Source organism: Microbispora sp. H10885 (genome assembly GCF_014161415.1).
Taxonomy (GTDB): domain Bacteria; phylum Actinomycetota; class Actinomycetes; order Streptosporangiales; family Streptosporangiaceae; genus Microbispora; species Microbispora triticiradicis.
The window spans coordinates 220,151-238,271 of record NZ_JABBWY010000007.1 but is presented as its reverse complement, the minus strand read 5'-3'; the positions used below and the strand labels follow the sequence as shown (position 1 = coordinate 238,271).

Here is an 18,121-nt window from a genome sequence, read left to right as displayed (position 1 = left end):
CAGCCACCCTCCATGGTGGCATGTCCGGGTGCTTGCCTTGACCACCAGACGGACCATCAGACGCGTTCTCCGCTGGACCGCCCTCGTCGCGGCCGTTCCGCTCGCGCTCGGCCTCGCGGCGGCGGCCGCGCTGCGCGTCCAGTTCGCCGGGACACCCGCCGCCTGGACGCGGACCACCGGGCACGACGCCCTGTGGATGGGCCACGCCTGGGTGGACGGCCGCCGTACGGAGGCCGACGTCCGGGCCCTCGCCGTACGGCTGCGCGCGAGCGGGATCAGGGACGTGTACGTCCACAGCGGGCCGTTCAAGTACGACGGGACCCTGCCGCCCGACCGCTACGCCAACGCCGGAAATTTCCTGAAATGGTGGCGCAAGAATCTGCCCGGTGTCCGGGTGTCGGCCTGGCTCGGCCAGACGGTCAACGACAACGGGAAGGCCCACCTGAGCCTGGCCGACGCGGCGGCGCGGGCCCGGATCGTGGCGGGCGCCCGTGACCTTGTCACCCTCGGCTTCGACGGGATCCACTACGACTTCGAACCGGTCTCCGACGGGGACGGGCCGTTCCTCGGCGTGCTGCGGGAGACGCGGCAGGCCATCGGCGCCCGGCTCCTGTCGGTCGCCACCCAGCAGATCGAGCCGCTGACCGGCATGCGCGCCCCCACCGCCCTGGCGATCGGACACGACAAGTACTGGACGCCGGACTACTTCCGGCAGGTCGTCGGCCTGACCGACCAAGTCGCGATCATGACGTATGACTCCGGGACGCCCCTGCCGTCCCTGTACGGCGGCTACGTCGCACGGCAGACCTCGCTCGCCCTCGATCTCGTGCCCGAGGACAAGACCCTCCTCATCGGGGCTCCGGCCTACCACGACCACGGCATCGCGTACCTCGACTACGCCGAGAGCGTCGAGGCAGCGGCCGAGGGCGCCCGGCTGGCGCTCGGCGAGCACGGGCCGCGCACCGAGTTCGGCCTGGCCCTGTACGTCGACTTCGCGGCCACGGAGGAGGACTGGAGGGAGTACGAGACCGCCTGGGTGCGCGGAGGAGCCGGAGGAGGATCCGCCGAGTCGCTCGGGCGGGCCGATGTGCGGACCACGGCCGTCGTGCCGCGATAGCATGAACACAGGGCGGCCCGTCGTCGCGGATTTGAGCGACGGCCCGGGCTGTTGGTATCCTGTCCAACTGCGTGTGGCGCGCCCTCTCACGAGCCCGCGCGCCCCATCCGACCAAGACTTAACACTGAGGCTTTCTTCGTGGCGAACATCAAGTCCCAGATCAAGCGGAACCGGCAGAACGAGAAGCGCCGGCTGCGCAACAAGGCCGTCAAGTCGTCCCTGAAGACCGCGGTCCGCAAGTTCCGCGAGGCTGCCGACCAGGGCAACGTGGACGACGCCCTCGTCGCGCTCCAGGCCGCGTCCCGGCAGCTCGACAAGGCCGTCAGCAAGGGCGTGATTCACAAGAACCAGGCCGCCAACCGCAAGTCCGCGATCGCCAAGCGCGCCGCGGCTCTGCAGGGCGCCAAGTAGTTCCGCACCGAGCGCACGCCGCATCTTCCCTGATCGGAAGATGCGGCGTTTTCGCGTTTCCGGTGCCCGCCCCCTGCCCTCTGTACGCGGTGACGTCGGCGTCGCGCTGGGGCGGGGGTCGCTCGATCGGCTCTGCCCGCGAGTGCGTCAGCGGGCGGTGCGGCTGGCGACGATCGTGTGGATGGCCTTCTCCAGCGCGTACCCCGGGTCGGCGCCGCCACCCTTGACCTGCTCGTCCGCGACGGCGACCGCCTGGAGGGCGGCGGAGATTCCGTCAGGGCCCCAGCCGCCGAGCTGGCGCTTCACCCGGTCGATCTTCCACGGCGGCATGCCCACGTGACTCGCGAGCTGGCCGCCGCGGAGGTTGCGGGGCGCGCCTCCCACCTTGGCGAGCGAGCGCAGGCCCCCCGCCAGGGCGCTGACGATCAGCACCGGAGCCACGCCCGTCGCCAGGGCCCAGCGGACCTGCTCCAGCGCCTCACCCAACCGGCCTTCCACGGCCAGATCCGCGATCGTGAAACCGCTGACCTCGGCCCGCCCCCGGTAGTACTTCGCGACCGCCGCCTCGTCGATGTTCTTGCCCTGCGTGTCGAACGCGAGCTGGCCGCAGGCCGCCGAGAGCTCCCTCAGGTCGCTGCCCACCGCGTCGAGCAGCGCCTGCGCGGCGGCCGGCGAGATCGTACGGCCCTCCCTGCGGACCTCGGCCTTGATGAAGTCGAGCCGCTCCCCCGCCTTGGTCGGCTTGGCCACGGTCACGACGTCGGCGCCCGCCTTCTTCACCCCGTCGACCAGCGCCTTTCCCTTGACCCCGCCGGGATGGGCCAGCACCAGCACCGCCTCGTCGGCCGGGCGCGCGGTGTACTTCACCACCTCGGCGACGACGTCCTTGGGCAGGTCCTGCGCGGCGCGGATCACGATGACCGACCTGTCGCCGAACAGCGAGGGCGAGGTGAGCCCGGTCAGCTCCCCGGGCTCCACCTTGCCCCCCTGGAGGTCGTGCACCTCCGCCCCCGGGTCCTCGGCGCGGACCGCCGCCACGACGGCCCGGACCGCCCGATCGGCCAGGAACTCCTCGTCGCCGACGACCAGGGTCACGGGTGCTGCGTTCGCCATGGCACGCAGCATGCCACGCCGGCCCGGCGCCGGCACACCCGGCGCCCGGCGCGTTCGCCGCGCCATCCGCCGTCTGGGGGGCACACCCGGCGCCCGGCGCGCTCGTCGCGGCCCCGCATCGGCCGTCCGGCTCACGCCCGATGGGAGCGAGCCGGGCGGCCGGGCGACGAGCGCCCCGCCGCGGCCGTCACCGGAAGCCCCCCATCGGCGTCACCGCCGGCATGGCCGGGTCCGCCCGCCGAGACGCTCGATGCTAGCCCCGGGTGGCCGCGGTGCGACTCCGGGCCTGGCCGGCCGGGGTCTGGGCCGGCGTCTGGGCGGCGGTCTCCCTGGCCTTCTCCCGCTCCTCCATCTCCTGCGTCCGGCGAGCTGTCCTGGAGAGGTCCTCCAGCTCGTGCGCGGTCTCCTGGAACTCCTGCGCGGCCTCCCTCGTCATCCTGCCGACGAGCCTGCGGCCGCGAAGAGCCATGTCCTCGTAGACCTCGTTGGCTTTGGCGATGGCGTAGGGGCCCACGCCGGCGAGGGCGCAGAATGGCTTGGACATCGTGATCCTCTTGACCGGTGTCGTCACTTGGTCACTCTCCGTTAAGGTCGCTCTGGCGAGGCTGCTCGGTTCCGTCTGTCTTGGTCAGGGGAGGAACGGCACGTCCTCATCGGCAGGCGGAACGGGCCGGTGCTCTCCGGGTTCCGCCGCCGGGGCCATGCCTGGAGTGCGCGCCCGCTCCCCGACAGGCGAGCGCACACCGGCACCATCCCCGCACTCGTCCCAAGGACACCGGGCAGGAAAGCAAGCGCGGATCAAAGAGCGGCGTCGAAGGCCGCCGCGGCACAGCCGATGTCCAGCCGGCAGGTGGGGTCATCTGCCGCGTACGACCACGGCGAGACGACCGTGGTCGGCGACGACCGCGATGTCTCCCGACAGGTCCGTGCGATAGGGGCGCATGCCGAGGCCGCGCAGGCGGCGGAGCGTCACCTGGGCGGGGTGCCCGTAGTCGTTGACCGCGCCGACGCTGACGAGGGCGGCCCGGGCACCCGTGGCGGCGAGGAACGCCGGCGCCTGCCTGGACGATCCGTGGTGGGGCACCTTCAGCACGTCCACCCGGGGGACGCCACTGCGCAGCAGGGCCTCCTGCGCCTCCGTCTCCAGATCCCCGGCGAGCAGAGCCGCGCCCAGGGGCGCTCCCTGGTCCCCTCGCACCCCCGATGCGCCCTGGACCTCCCGTGCGCCGCCTGCCTGTACCGCGCCTTCCTGTGCCCCGCCTTCCTGTGCCTCACCTACCTGCACCGCGCCTTCCTGTGCCCCCTCCGTCGCAGGGGTGACCAAGGCTCCTGGCTCCCCCGAGGGGCCCTCGGGCTCTCTGACCGTGTGGGCTGTGGCCGTTCGCGGCGGGCCTGACCAGCGCACTAGCAGCACGACGCTGGCGTTGTTGGCGATGGAGCCCTCTCCGGTGCCCTGGGGCGCGGTGCCGGGCTCCGGCGCCAGCACGGTGATCTCGGTGGGCCCGAACCGCCACCGCATGCCGCGCACGGCCCGCCACTCCGGGATCCCGGCCGCCTGGAGTTGCCGGGAGACCCGGCCCGCCTCCCCTTCGGGCACCCGGCCCGGGCTGACCACCACCGCGCCGACCGCCCGGCCCCGCAGCACGCCCGGGAGCCCGCCGACATGGTCGAGGTGCGGATGCGTGAGGACGACGAGCGGCACCTGCCGCACGCCGAGGGCACGCAGGCAGCGGTTGGCGAGGCCGGGTGCCGGTCCCGCGTCCACCACCACCGCCCGGCCGGGACCGGCGGCCAGCACCAGGGCGTCTCCCTGCCCCACGTCGCAGGCGACGAGCAACCATCCGGGCGGCGGCCACGGCGAGACCACCGGCACGGCCACGAGAGCGGTGAGCAGCGCCCCCGCCGCGAGCGCGGCCGCGAAGCGCCTTCGCGCGCGGCCCCGGAGGACGGCCCAGCCCACCAGGGCCACCGCCGCCAGCGCGGCCAGGCCCGGGGCTCCCCCCGGCCACTCGGCGGTGGCGAAGGGAAGGTCGGCGGCCCGCCGCGCCACGGCGATGATCCAGCCGACGGCCCATCCGGCCGGACGCACCAGCAGCCGGGCCAGGTCCATGCTGATCGGGGCGGTCACCGCGGCGGCGAACCCCAGCACGGTCGCCGGGGCGACGGCGGGTTCGGCGAGCAGGTTGGCCGGGACCGCGGCCAGGTCGAGCCGCCCGGACATCAGCACCAGCAGCGGCGTGACCACCACCTGCGCCGCGACCGTCACGGCCAGCGCCTCGGCGAGCAGCCGGGGCATATGGGGCATGCGGCGCACCAGACGATCCCGCCAGCGCGGCGCGAGGACGAGGATGCCGCCTGTGGCGACGACCGACAGCGCGAACCCCCACTCACGGGCCAGCCCGGGATCGAACACCAGCAGCCCGAGCACGGTGGCGGACAGGGCGGCCAGACCGTCCCTCGTGCGGCCTGTGCCGAGGGCGACGGCGGCGACCATCCCCATGACGAGGGCACGCAGGACGCTGGGCGACGGCCTGGCCACGATCGAGAAGGCGATCATCGCGATGACGGCGACGACCGCCCGGACGGCGAGGGGCAGCCCGGCGAGGCGGCTCAGTGCGAGCACCGCGCCCGCCACGATGGCCAGATTGGTCCCGGACACCGCGGTCAGGTGGCTGAGACCCGAGGTCGTCATGTCGAGGCGCACATCCTCGTCCATGCGGGACACATCGCCGACGACCAGTCCCGGCAGCAGGCCGCGCTGATCCTCCGGCAGCACGTCGCTCGCCTCGCGCAGTCCCGCGCGCGGCACCTCGGCCGCACGCTGCACGACGGACGGGACGCCGATCGGTTCGGGCGGCCCGCGGACGAGCAGCACCGCGGCGACCGGCTCGCCCGGTCGCGCCGGGCTCAGCCTTCCGCGTAGCCGGACCCGCTGGCTCGGCAGCAGTGCGCGCCATCCGGCGGCGGGACCCAGCAGCACGACGGGGACGTCCACGGCGTACCGCTCCCGAAGGGCCGACACGAGCAGGAGCCTCGCCCGCACCACGGCCGTGTCGCGGCGGGTCACGCCACCCGGGTGCGGCCGGATGCGCGGGTCTTCGGTGATCTCCGCCTCCACGGAGACCGCCGCCTCACGCCGGGCCAGATCCGGCACCGGCCCGGTCGTCACCCCGTGCACCCTGAACGCCACCACGGTCGCGGTCACCGCCACGGACGCGAGCACGGCGAGCCCGGCCCGCGCGGCGGTGCCAGGCCCTTCCGCCCGCCGTCGTCGCCGGGACGCCGTCGTCCCGAGGACGGCGGCCGCGACGGCGGCGGTCAGCGCCACCGCCACCCCGATGACGACCGGGCAGGTCAGCAGCACGACCGCCGCGAGCCACGAGGCCAGCGCCGGAGCCACCAGAGCCACCGGACCCGCACCCACCGGACCCGCACCCACCGAATCCGTGCGCGCCTCACCCGCACCTACCAGGCCCACGCCTGCCCGACTCGCACCTGCCAGACCCGCGTCTGCCCCGCCCGCACCCGGCGTGGCCGTGCGGGCCGGACCTGGACCTACCGGGCCGCGGTTGGCGCGACCGCCGGCTTCGGCCCCGAGCGGGCGGGGCTCACCCGCGCCGCCACCAGCGGACCGGCGGTCACCCGAGGGCGATGCTCTGGGGCGCCGCGCGGAGGGTGCCTGGTCTGCGACGGCCGAACGCGCGGCAGTGAGTCGGCGAGGAGGCTCGGCGGGCATCAGACGGTGACCTTGTCGCGGAGCTCGGCGAACTTCCGCTCCCCGATGCCGGGGACGTCCTTCAACTGGTCGACGCTCTGGAAACCCCCACGGGCGTCCCGGTAGTCGACGATGCGTTGCGCGATCACGCCCCCGACCCCGGGCAGCGCGTCGAGTTGCCCGGCGGTGGCGGTGTTGAGGTTGACGACGACGCCTCCCGGCATCGCCGCCCCTTCCGGCGGGGCGCCCGGACCGGCCGCAGCACCGGACGGGGCGGGGCCCCCTACGGTGATCTGCTCGCCGTCCACCACATGCCGGGCGAGGTTGACGCCACCCGGGCTCGCTCCCTTGCGGACGCCCCCCGCGGCCTCGATCGCATCCGCCACCCGCGCGCCGGGCGGAAGGACGAAGACCCCCGGCCTGCGGACCCTGCCCGTGACGTAGACCACGGCCCGCGTCGCCGGGCCGGACGACGGACCGCCGACTCCGCCCGTCCCGGGTGTGTAGGCCGACGCGCCCGGGTCACCGGCCTTCGTCCGGTCCGGACCCCGATCCGGATCGGGACCCGCACCTGGACCCGTTCCCGGGCGGGAGAGCGCCGCTGAACGGGCGCCGGGGCCGGACTCCAGGCCGGCGGCCGGGATCGGCGGGGCGACGGGTTCGGCCACCGCCCGCGACCGCCACACAACGATCCCGGTGACGACCGCGGCGAGCAGACCGATGGCCACCAGCACCCGCAGGCCCGGCACCCCCGGGTCCAACCGCGCCAGAGTCCGGCTCAGCGACGTCCGCTCCAGGGCCTCCAGGACGGGCATCCCTCGGCCGACTCGGTACGGCGCTTGCCCGGACGCCGTCCGCTCCGGTTCCTCCGGGTCCGGCACCTCGTGGTCAGCTCCACCATGGGCCCGGCCGGACATCATCCGCTCCAGCGTCTCCTGGCCCGGCACCTCATGGTCGGCTCTGCGAAGGGCCCGGCCGGACGTCGTCCGCTCCAGCGTCTCCTGGCCCGGCGCCCTCTGGTCAGCCCGGCCGGACATCGTGCGGGGCCGCGCTTCGGCGGGCCCTGCCGCGGGCGGCGACGGCGGCCCCTTGTAGGGCGCGGACTCCCCGGACGGCTCGCCGTTCTCCTCCGGCCGCGCGACCGTCCCTCGGTGATCCCGGTGATTCCACCCGCGGGCTTTCTCCGCCGGGTAGGGGACGCCGAACGACGGCGGCGGGCCGGGCGGGGACGGCACCGATCGCAGGCGCGCGGACGGCGGGACCGGATCCGCCGGTCGCAGCAGCCCACGCAGGCGGGACTCACCGACCGCGACATCGCGTACGGCTCCGCGGAACTCCTTGCTCAGCACGCCATGGACGGTAGACACGCGGCGTACGCCTGGCGGATCCCGAACGCGGTTCTGTGGACAACCATCGGACCCGCCCGGGCACTGCGAAAAGCGCCGCCCACGCGACGCGGCGCCCCAGCGCTACGGACACGCGGCGTGAGAGGGCGGCGCGACCCCGCGTACGGCGTGGATCAGTCCGCGACGCCGGGGGCGATGGTGACGCCGAGCACTCCGGGCCCGGTGTGGGCGCCGAGGACCGGCCCGATCTCGACCACCCACATCCGTACCAACCTGGGCAGCCGCGCTGTCAGGCCCTTCATGAGCGCCTCGGCCCGCTCGGCCGCCATCAGGTGCTGCACCGCGACGTCGACCGGCCGTTCGCCGGCCTCCTCCACAACCAGGTCCTCCAGGCGGGCGAGGGCGCGGCTCGCGGTGCGGACCTTCTCCAGCACGGTGATCTCGCCGTCGGCGAGACGCAGCAGCGGCTTGATCGACAACGCCGAGCCCAGGAGGTTGGCCACGCGGCCGATGCGTCCACCACGACGGAGGTATTCGAGTGTGTCGACGTAGAAGACCGTCTCGGAGGCGGCGGCCCTGCCACTCGCCACCGCGGCAACCTCGGCGGCGAGGGCTCCCGCTCCGGCCGCCCGGGCGGCGGCGAGAACCGCGAACCCCAGTCCCATCGCGATCGACCGGCTGTCGACCACCTGGACCGGTACGGGCGCCTCCCGGGCGGCGAGGCGGGCGGAGTCGACGGTGCCGGACAGCGCACCGGACAGATGGACGGAGACGATCTCGGTGGCGCCTGCGGCGGCCGCCCGCTCGTACGCCTCGGCGAACCGCTCGGGAGACGGGCGGGAGGTGACGATCGGCGAGCGGCCCTGCAGGGCGTGCGCGAGAAGCCCGGCGTCGAACGGGGTCACGTCGTCGATCTCGTGATCCCCGAGGATCACCTGAACCGGTACGACGGTCACGTTCCATCTGCCGGTCGCCTCTGCGCCGAGATACGCCGTGGAGTCTGTGACGACCGCGACGGATGGTGACATATCGCGAGATTACCCGGCGGTGATCGCCCTAGCCTGGCCGGACTTCGTCTCCTACTCGCAACTCGCCGAGATTCGTGGGCACCAGGCGGACGCCGAACCAGGTGTTTCCGTCCCAGCGGCGGTGTTTGGCCAGGGTGCGCAGGGGCTCCTTGCCGCGCTCCTGAGTGGTCGGGTCCCAGGTGGTGGCGGCGCAGCGGTCGCACAGCACCGAGACGCGGCAGTCGATCTCGCCGATGCGGACCGACGTCCAGGCGTCCTCCGCGAAGGGTTCCGCGCCCTCGACGATGAGGTTGGGCCGGAAGCGGGCGACGTCGAGGGGGTCCGGGGGAGGCTCCTGGCGTTCCATCGCGCCTTCGGCGATCCAGTCGTCCAGGCGCCGGAGCGAACTCCTGGAGACGAGATGGAGGGGCCCGTCCCAGAGGCCGCCGGTGTGTGCGGCGAGGGTCCGGCGTTCGGGTTCGTCCAGCCAGACGAGGCGGGCGGGCTGGCCGAGCAGGCGGGTGAACCATTCGTGGGCGTCGGCGTGGGCGAGCACGGCTCGGTCGAGGGTGGAGCAGCTCAGCGAGATCGTGTCGCCGGCGGCCGGGGGAACCTTGAGTTCGCCCATGTCCTTCGCCGACAGGTGGAGGCCGCCTTCGGGTGTCTCCACGGCTGAGACCGAGAGGAGCCGGGGGTGCTCGCCCACCCAGATCAGTTCGCCCATCGGGTCGACCACACCCCAGCGGCGGTCGCCTTCCAGACCCCAGGGCAAGACCTTGGCAGAGAGGCGGGGAATGCCTTTGCCGGACTTGATGGGGTAGGTGCGGATCTCGGCGAGTTCCATTGGACAAGGATAGAAGAAAGCGCTCTCTTGGGGTACGGGAGCGTGTCCACGGGGTGCCGGAATGAGGTCTTCGACCCCTTTGAAATGTGCGTTTCCCGTGCTCTTCGACGTGACGGCGGGGACCGTCCGCCGGCAGCCCGGGAACCGCTTTCCGTGAAACTCTCATGGCGGGCGCCGCCGGAGGACTCGGCGTGCCGGTGGCGCAGCGCCTCCCCGGCCGGGCCGGGCGCGCCGGCGCCGCCCGCAGCCCGGGCCTTACCGCGCGAAACTCAATGCACAGAACTCAATGCACAGAACTTAACGCACAGGGCTCAATGCGCAGGACGCTACGCGCGCAGAACTCAACGCACAGAACTCAGTGCGCAGGGCTCACTGTACGGGGACGCCGCCCCGCCAGACGCGCCGCGGCTTCAGGCCGAACGACCAGGCGAAGGCGCCCTCGTGGTCGGCGTCCCACTGCACGATGTCGGCGAGACGGCCGGGGGCGAGGATGCCGCGGTCCGGCGCGCCGAGAACCTGGGCGCCGCCCAGCGTGGCCGCCCGCAGCGCGTCACCGACGCTCATCCCGAACGCCGCCACGGCCAGGCTGATCACCAGGGACATGGAGGTGATGCCGCAGTGGCCGGGGTTGTGGTCGCTGCCGAGCGCCACGGGCACGCCCTGGGCCAGCATCCGGCGCACCGGCGGGAGATGCCCCACCTGGAGCGCCGCACCCGGGCAGACGACCGCGGGCACGCCGTACCTCGCCATGAGGGCGATGTCCTCGTCGGACGCGTGGTGGAGCAGGTCGGCGGACGCGCAGCCCATCTCGGCAGCGAGCTGGACGGCGCCGCGGCGGTTGTACGCGCCGGCGTGGACGCGCGGCAGGAGCCCGACGTTGCGGCCGGAGGCCAGCACCCAGCGGGCCTCCTCGGCGGTGAAGTGGCCGTCGTCGCAGTAGACGTCGACGCTGTCGGCCCCGGCTCCGGCGGCGTCCGCGCACCAGGAGGCGACCGCCTCGACGTAGTCGCGCTGGCGGCCGAAGTATTCGGGCGGCACCACGTGGGCGGCCAGGAACGTGACGTGGACCCGCGGCATCATCGGCTCTTTCTCGAGCTCGCGCAGGAGCCGCACGTCGGCGAGTTCGCCGTCGCGGGTCAGGTGGTAGCCGGTCTTGGCCTCGACGGTGGTGGTGCCGCTGAGCAGCCACTCGCGCAGCCGCTCCCGCACGCCGTTGCAGAGGGTCCAGGGGTCGGTGCCGCGGGTCACCGTGACGGTCGAGCCGATGCCGCCGCCCGCCGCCGCGATGGCCGAGGAGCTGGAGCCACCAGAGCGCATCGCCATCTCGGCGTACCGGTTGCCGGCGTACACGGGATGGGTGTGCGCGTCGATGAGGCCGGGCGTGACGAGCGCTCCGCCGAGGTTCTCCACGTGGTCGACGTCGACGATGTCGTCGACGACCCCCGGGACGCTCTGCGGGAGGTCCGCGGCGCGGCCCACCCAGGCGATGCGGTCGTTGTGCACCAGGATCGCGGCGTTGCTGCACACGTCGTGCCCGGTCCACAGCCGGCCGATGTTGGTGAGAAGGCGAACGGTCATCCGACCACCTGCCGGTCACCCCTGGACGTCGAGCGGCCCCAGCCGGTGGGCTCCGGGCCCGCCGTGTCCGCTTCGTATTCGGACGTCATTGGGGGTCTCCTGCCTCATCGCGCACGGGGTTGTTGTGCGATGACCCTACCGCCGGGGTGTCGAACCCGGGCGATTCAGTTCAGTTACGTTATTTCACGGGTGGGTTCGATGTACAGGGTTATCGACAAGAACCCACGTCAGCCTCGCCAGCACCGAGACTTACCAGTTGTTTCACGCGCCGCGGCGAGGTTCGGACGCCCAGCTCCGACCCGGTGTCCGCGAGCGTCTGCGGAAGGGTGACCACGCTGCCTGGAGACATATTCCACCCACGCCATAAGGTCCCATTGGGCTTTCCTTATCATACCAAGGGCGTGCCTTGACGGGCCACCGACACGCCGAGGCGGCCCGTCGGGAAGGGCGCGGATCCAGCGGATCAGACGGTCCGGACCAGAGCGGTCCGGACCGGATCAGACGGTTTCGACGGGCTTCGCCACCCTGTCGAGCTCCGCGTACAGGTCGGCGAAGACCCGCGCGTGCAGGATCGTGCCGTCGCCGGTGTGCTCCAGCGACAGCACCTCGCCCTCACTGTGCGCCCGCGCGACGAGATCGCCCCTGTCGTACGGCACCAGCATCCTGACCTCGTGGTCGAGGCGGGGAAGCTCGCGCTCGATCATCGCCATCAGCTCGCCGATCCCGGCCCCGGTCCGGGCGGAGACGACGATGCTGTGCCGTTCCTTCATGGTCAGCCGGGTCAGCACGACCGGGTCCGCGGCGTCGGCCTTGTTGACGACGATGATCTCCGGGATGTCCCGCGCGCCCTCGATCTCCGCCAGCACCTCGCGGACGGCGGCGATCTGCGACTCGGGGTCGGGGTGCGATCCGTCCACCACGTGCAGGATCAGGTCGGCGTCGGCCACCTCCTCCAGCGTCGAGCGGAACGCCTCGACGAGCTGGTGGGGCAGGTGCCGTACGAACCCGACGGTGTCGGCCAGCGTGAACAGCCGGCCCTCGGGCGTGCGGGCCCTCCGCACGGTGGGGTCGAGGGTCGCGAACAGCGCGTCCTCGACCAGCACCCCCGCGCCGGTCAGCCGGTTGAGCAGCGACGACTTGCCGGCGTTGGTGTATCCGGCGATCGCCACCCCGGGCACCTCGCGGGCCTGCCTGCGGTGCCGCATGGTCTGCCGGGCGGTGGACATCTCCTTGATCTGCCGCCGCAGCTTGGCCATGCGCTCGCGGATCCGCCGCCGGTCCAGCTCGATCTTGGTCTCACCGGGGCCGCGGCCGCCGATGCCGACGCCGCCGGCGGCCCGGCCGCCGACCTGACGTGACAGGTTGCCGCCCCAGCCGCGCAGGCGCGGCAGCAGGTACTGCAGCTGCGCCAGCTCGACCTGGGCCTTGCCCTCCCGGCTCTTGGCGTGCTGCGCGAAGATGTCGAGGATCAGCGCGGTCCGGTCGATGACCTTGACCTTGACGACCTCTTCGAGCTGGCGGAGCTGGCCGGGGGTCAGCTCGCCGTCGCAGATCACGGTGTCGGCCCCGCTGGCGGCCACGATGTCACGCAGCTCGACCGCCTTGCCGGAACCGATGTAGGTGGCGGGGTCGGGCCGGTCACGGCGCTGGATCAGACCCTCCAGCACCTGCGATCCGGCGGTCTCGGCGAGGAGCTTCAGCTCCTGCAGCGAGTTCTCCGCGTCCGCGGCCGTGCCGCCGGCCCAGACGCCCACCAGCACGACGCGCTCCAGCCGGAGCTGGCGGTATTCGACTTCGGTGATGTCTTCGAGCTCTGTCGACAGACCCACTACGCGGCGCAGCGCCTGGCGCTCTTCCAGGTCGTAGTCACCCACGGCGAGGTCTTCGGGCTCGTATCGCATATATGTCATCTCTACTAGACAGAACAGTCGGACGCCCCGATGCCTTCCCGCACGGGCGTCTTCTGTCGATGGTGACACGAGGTCCCGGAGTGACGCACTCCCTTATGCCCGGAGCCGGTCCAGGAGTCGCGCGCTCTGCCCGGCCCAGTAGTCCAGTCCCAGGCGGACGTGGGTCTCGTGGGCCCGGCGCGCGTGGTCCAGGGCCCGTTCCCGGTCGCCCGTCGCCTCCGCCAGCAGCGCCAGCGCCTGGTGGATGGAGCCCCAGCCGGCCGTGCCACTGCCGTGCAGGGCCAGCCGGTCTCCGTACGGCGCGAGCCTTTCGTAGAGCCCCGAGGGATCGGGGACGCCGAGCTGGGCCGTGACGTACGACCAGACGACGGCGACGAACTCCCCCGACCAGTCGTCGGGGATTCCGGTGCCCCATCGGGCGACCAGGCTCGCGGCCAGCTCGCGGTCTCCCACGTCGAGCGCGGCGAGCACGGCTATGGGACGCAGCGGGTCGTTGTGCGGCTGCGCCGCCGCCGTGACGATCTCGTCGAGGATCTCGGCGACCCTGCCCTGTCCCCGCCGGCAGGTGTAGAGCATGGTCGGCCGCACGTTGCCGAGGCCCCACATGCTGCTGTCGCCGAAGACCTCGCCGAGTTCACCGGCGATGCGCTCGACCTCGTCCCAGCGGCCCTCCAGGGTCAGCCGCGCCGCCTGGGCGATGCGCACCATCGCCGTCAGCTCGGCGCTCCTGACCTCCTGCAGCAGATGCTCGGCGCGGGCCAGATCGCGGTCCCACTCGGCCAGCTCGCCCGCCCTGAACAGGCACGCCATCCGGTGCACCCGGGCCACGATCTCGGCCGTGGCGGGCAGGCCGGGCACCGCGAGCATCTCCTCGGCGGCGCGGCGGCGCTCGTCCTCCCGCTCCGGCACCCAGGACGCGATCATGTAGTTGTTGAGCACCTGGAGGAGCAGGGCGGAGTCGCCCGTCCTCCGGGCGATCTCCAGGGCCTCCACCACCATCGCCTCGCCCTCCGCCCGGCGCGGCCCGTAGTTGAGCTCGATGCCGAGGGTGCCGAGCAGCGCGGCCCGGCGGGCGTCGTCCAGCGGGCCCGCCAGCAGCTTTTCGAGCAGGGCGACCGTGTGGTCGTCGACCACGCCGTACGACCGCCAGTTCCAGACGCTGAGGGTGCCGAACACCGCCACGGCCTCCACCAGGGCCTCCCGGTCGCCGGTGTCCTCCGCCAGCGCGATGGCCTCCTCCAGCACCGCCCGGGCCCGCGCGACGTCCCCGATCACCCGCAGCGACCGGCCGAGCTCGATCAGCAGGCGGCACCGCCGGGCCGGGTCGCGCCTGCCGAGGGCGAGCAGCGCCTTCTCCCACAGCTCCACCGCCTCGTCGTACGCCCGCTGCGCGGTGGCCTGCCTGGCCGCCCGGGCGGCGTAGCCGACGGCCTTGTCGGCCCCGCCGACGCGCGCCGCCATGGCGAAGTGGTGGGCGAGGACGGGCAGGCGCGCCGTCCCGTCGCCGCCGGGGAGCGTCATCGGCAGGGACTCCAGGGCCTCCGCCACGTGCAGGTGGAGCCGGGCCTTGTCGAGACGGCCGAGCCCGGCGTAGAGCGCGTCGCGCACCAGCGCGTGCGAGAAGCGGTAGTCGAAGCCGTCCGGCGCCTCGGCCAGGATGCCGACGGCGACGGCGGGCTCCAGCAGCGACATCACCTCTTCCGCGGGGGTCCGCGTCAGCGCCTCCAGCACGTCGAGGCTGACGTCGCGGCCCAGGACGGCGGCGCGGCGCAGCAGTTCCGTGGTGGGCCCGGGCAGCCGCGCGACCCTCCGCCCGATGACCTCCATGACGCCTTCCGGCACGCCCAGCGAGGCGGCGTCGAGCCGGTGCTCGCTGCCGAGCAGCCGCAGCAGCTCCCCGAGGTAGAAGGGGTTGCCGCCGGTGCGCCGGTAGAGCAGGCCGGCGAGCGCGGGGTCGGTCAGGTCGTGCCGCCGCAGGAACGCCGCGACGTCCTCGGCGGTGAACGGCCTGAGGGTGAGGCGTTCTGCGCCGGGCTCGCGGGTGAGGGCGGCGAGCGCGTCACGCAGCCGCTCGGGCTCCCTGCCCGGCTCCGGCCGTACGGTGGCCAGCACCAGTACGGGCCTGCGGTGCAGCTCGGCGGCGAGGAAGCCGAGCAGCCGCAGCGAGGCCGCGTCCGCCGCGTGGAGGTCGTCCAGCACCACCAGCGTCGGCGTGCCGGACCGCGCCAGTGCGGCCAGCACCCCCTCGTACAGCTCGAAGAGCGCGGCCTCGGGGTCGGCCGGGGCGTCGGCGCCCTCGCCCGCGAGGAGCCGCGCCGCGGCCCGGCCCCGCTCCCCCAGCTCGCGCAGCGCCTGCAGCCACGGCCAGAACGGCGGGGCGGCCTCGGCCTCCACGCAACGGCCCCAGACGACCGCGACGCCGCGCGCCTCGGCCTCCTCGGCGGCGAGCTGGGCGAGCCTGGTCTTGCCGATCCCCGCCTCACCGGTCACCAGCAGCACGCCGCCGCGGCCCCGCCGTACGCCGCCGAGCCGCTCGCCGAGACGGGCGAGCTCCTGCTCGCGGGCGATGAACGCCGACGACGCCGCCGGCGACGCCGCGTGCGGCGGCTCGGGGGCCTGCTGGGGCGCGGGCGCGGTGAGGGCCGCCTCCCGGGGTGCGGGCGCGGTGAGGGCCGTCTCCGGGGGCGCGGGCGCGTCCAGGGCCGCCGACTGCTCCAGCACGGCCTGCTCAAGCCGCCGCAGCTCCGGGCCGGGCAGCAGGCCCATCTCCTCGTCGAGCAGGGCGCGCACCCGGCGCAGCGCGCCGAGCGCGTCGGTCTGCCGGCCCGACCGGTAGAGGGCGAGGACGAGCAGGCTCCACAGCCGCTCGCGGTACGGGTACGCCTCAACCAGCCGCTCCAGGTCGGCCACGCAGGACGCGCCGTCGCCCATGGCGAGCCGGGCGTCGAACCGGTCCTCGACCGCCACCGCCCGCAGCTCGCCCAGGCGCGCGATGACCGGCTGGGCGAACTCGTAGGACGCGAACTCGGCGAGCGGCTCGCCCCGCCACGTCTCCAGCGCCCGGTCGAGCAGGCCGAGCGCGGCGGCGTGCTCGCGCCGGCCGAGCGCCCTGCGGCCGTCCTCCACCCAGGAGACGAAGCGCGCGAGGTCGACCTGGATCGGCGCGACCGACAGCAGGTAGCCGGGCTCGCGGGTGAGCAGCACGGCCGGGGGCGTGCGCGGCCGGCGTCCCGGCTCCAGCGCCTTGCGCAGGTTCGAGACGTACGACTGCAGCGTCGCGGTGGCGCTGGAGGGCGGCTCGCCGGCCCACAGCTCGTCGATCAGCCGGTCGAGGGAGACGATCCTGCCGGGGTCCAGGGCGAGGACGGCGAGCACCGCCCGCTGCTTGCGCGGGCCGAGGTCGAGGACGCGGCCGTCACCGTCGATCACCTCGAAGGGGCCCAGCAGCCGGAAGGACAGCGAGTTCATGGCCACGTGCTCCGATCGCTCTCCCCTGATCGCCGGATGTAAGCGTAGAGCCGCGACAAGCCCAACCGGAACGCTCCATTTCCGCAATGTCGGGCGTGGCACTTGAGAGCGACTTGGACGGTCTTCAAGCGGCGCTCATCCCCGCCCCAATCCCCGTGTCCCACGGTGGTTCCGCACGGTGGTTCCGCAGGAGGAACCCACGACGTGGAGGGGAAGACATGAACCAGATCGAGGCGCTCGGCGCCGATCTCCGCCGGGTGGTGCTCGGGCGGGTGCTGACGCGCGGCGACGAGGGCTTCGACGGCGCCCGCCGCCCCTGGGACCTGGCCGTCGACCAGCGGGTCGCGGCGGTGGTCGAGGCGCGGGACGCCCAGGACGTCGCGGCCGTGGTCGGTTACGCGGGGCTCGCCGGGCTGCGCGTCGCCACCCAGCCGAACGGGCACGCCCCCGCCGCCTTTGACGACGCGATCCTGCTGCGTACGGGGAACCTGCGGGGGCTCACCGTACGGCCCGGGGAGCGGGTGGCGCGGGTGGAGGCCGGCGTCTCGTGGGGCGAGGTGCTCACCGCGGCCGGAGAGCACGGTCTGACGCCGCTGGCGGGCAGCACAGGGGTCGTCAGCGCCACCGGCTTCACCCTGGGCGGCGGCCTGAGCTGGTTCGGGCGCAGGTACGGCTTCGCCGCCGACAGCGTGCGCGCGTTCGAGGTCGTGGACGCCTCCGGCGAGCAGACGACCGTCACGGCCGGCAGCGACCCGGAGCTGTTCTGGGCCCTGCGCGGCGGTGGCGGCGACTTCGCGGTGGTGACCGCGATGGAGTTCGACCTACACCCGGCGCCCGTGCTGTACGGCGGGCGGATCCTGTGGCCGGCCAGACGGGCCGCGGAGGTGCTGGCCGCCTTCCGCGCCGTCACGGCGGAGGCGCCGGAGGAGCTGACCGTCTGGTTCCACCTGCTGCAGTTCCCGCCGCTGCCCGAGCTGCCCGAGCCGCTGCGCGGCCTGTCGGCCGTGACAGTCGACGTCACCTATCTCGGCGACCCGGACCAGGCGCGCGCCCTGCTGCGCCGGTTCGACCGGATTCCCGATCCGATCTTCGACACGCGCGGCCGGATGCCGGTGGCGAACCTCGCGGACATCTGCGCGGAGCCGACCGATCCCACGCCCGCGCTGCTGCGCTCGGAACTGCTCCACGGGCTCGACGACGCCACCGCGGCGGCGATGCTGGCCGCCGCCGGGCCCGGCACCGTCGCGCCGCTCGCCTCCGTGCAGATCCGCCACCTCGGCGGGGCGCTCGCCCGGGTAGACGAGAAGGGCGGGGCCTGCGGCCACATCGCGGAGCCGTACCTGCTGAGCGCGCTCGGCGTGCTGGCAGCGCCCGGCATGGAGGAGGCGATCCGCGAACGGCAGTCGGCGATCGCCGCGGCGGTGGCGGGGGCCGCGAGCGGCCGCAGGCCCTTCACCTTCCTCGGCCACGGCGAGCCGGCCGCGTCCGCCTTCCCCGCCGAGATCCTGGCCCGGCTGCGCGAGATCAAGCGCCGCCGCGACCCGGACGGCGTGCTCGCCGGTAACCACCCGGTCCTCGGATGACGACGGCCCGGGTGACGACGGCCCGGGTG

Annotated in this window: 12 protein-coding genes; 3 read left to right on the top strand and 9 right to left on the bottom strand. The window is 73.8% G+C overall.

The window, feature by feature from the left end; genetic code table 11:
* The first annotated feature begins 37 nt into the window (after positions 1 to 37).
* Positions 38 to 1,117 carry a glycosyl hydrolase family 18 protein gene (locus HHX37_RS20065; protein ID WP_182879322.1) on the top strand — a complete coding sequence of 360 codons (1,080 nt, stop codon included), beginning with the start codon at positions 38 to 40 and terminating at the stop codon, positions 1,115 to 1,117.
* A gap of 138 nt (positions 1,118 to 1,255) precedes the next feature.
* Positions 1,256 to 1,528 (top strand): 30S ribosomal protein S20, encoded by a 273-nt coding sequence (gene rpsT, locus HHX37_RS20060; RefSeq protein WP_111697213.1) that lies wholly within the window; start codon positions 1,256 to 1,258, stop codon positions 1,526 to 1,528.
* A 147-nt stretch (positions 1,529 to 1,675) separates the two neighbouring features.
* On the opposite strand, the gene holA is transcribed toward rpsT, so the two are convergent.
* The 9 genes from holA to HHX37_RS20015 form a co-directional block, all read right to left on the bottom strand.
* Positions 1,676 to 2,641 carry a DNA polymerase III subunit delta gene (gene holA, locus HHX37_RS20055; RefSeq protein WP_220502989.1) on the bottom strand — a complete coding sequence of 322 codons (966 nt, stop codon included), beginning with the start codon at positions 2,639 to 2,641 and terminating at the stop codon, positions 1,676 to 1,678.
* A gap of 253 nt (positions 2,642 to 2,894) precedes the next feature.
* Positions 2,895 to 3,185, bottom strand: coding sequence for a hypothetical protein (locus tag HHX37_RS20050; RefSeq protein WP_182879324.1), 291 nt, complete (start codon positions 3,183 to 3,185; stop codon positions 2,895 to 2,897).
* 312 nt (positions 3,186 to 3,497) lie between these two features.
* Positions 3,498 to 6,050: a ComEC/Rec2 family competence protein gene (locus tag HHX37_RS20045; RefSeq protein ID WP_310740453.1), complete on the bottom strand. Its 2,553-nt coding sequence runs from the start codon at positions 6,048 to 6,050 to the stop codon at positions 3,498 to 3,500.
* 326 nt (positions 6,051 to 6,376) lie between these two features.
* Positions 6,377 to 7,705: a ComEA family DNA-binding protein gene (locus tag HHX37_RS35790; protein WP_220502988.1), complete on the bottom strand. Its 1,329-nt coding sequence runs from the start codon at positions 7,703 to 7,705 to the stop codon at positions 6,377 to 6,379.
* Between the two features lie 170 nt (positions 7,706 to 7,875).
* On the bottom strand, positions 7,876 to 8,730 hold the full coding sequence (locus HHX37_RS20035) for a DegV family protein (RefSeq protein ID WP_182879325.1): 855 nt from the start codon (positions 8,728 to 8,730) through the stop codon (positions 7,876 to 7,878).
* A gap of 28 nt (positions 8,731 to 8,758) precedes the next feature.
* Positions 8,759 to 9,553, bottom strand: coding sequence for an MOSC domain-containing protein (locus HHX37_RS20030; RefSeq protein WP_182879326.1), 795 nt, complete (start codon positions 9,551 to 9,553; stop codon positions 8,759 to 8,761).
* Positions 9,554 to 9,922: 369 nt separating this feature from the next.
* A complete protein-coding gene (gene hutI, locus HHX37_RS20025) occupies positions 9,923 to 11,131 on the bottom strand; it encodes an imidazolonepropionase (RefSeq protein WP_111697217.1) in 1,209 nt (402 codons plus the stop codon).
* A 497-nt stretch (positions 11,132 to 11,628) separates the two neighbouring features.
* Positions 11,629 to 13,032, bottom strand: coding sequence for a GTPase HflX (gene hflX / locus HHX37_RS20020; protein WP_259406599.1), 1,404 nt, complete (start codon positions 13,030 to 13,032; stop codon positions 11,629 to 11,631).
* Positions 13,033 to 13,134: 102 nt separating this feature from the next.
* A complete protein-coding gene (locus HHX37_RS20015; RefSeq protein ID WP_182886368.1) occupies positions 13,135 to 16,509 on the bottom strand; it encodes an AfsR/SARP family transcriptional regulator in 3,375 nt (1,124 codons plus the stop codon).
* A 218-nt stretch (positions 16,510 to 16,727) separates the two neighbouring features.
* On the opposite strand from HHX37_RS20015, the gene HHX37_RS20010 reads away from it, so the two are divergent.
* Positions 16,728 to 18,092 carry an FAD-binding oxidoreductase gene (locus tag HHX37_RS20010; RefSeq protein WP_182886367.1) on the top strand — a complete coding sequence of 455 codons (1,365 nt, stop codon included), beginning with the start codon at positions 16,728 to 16,730 and terminating at the stop codon, positions 18,090 to 18,092.
* The last annotated feature ends 29 nt before the right edge of the window (positions 18,093 to 18,121 follow it).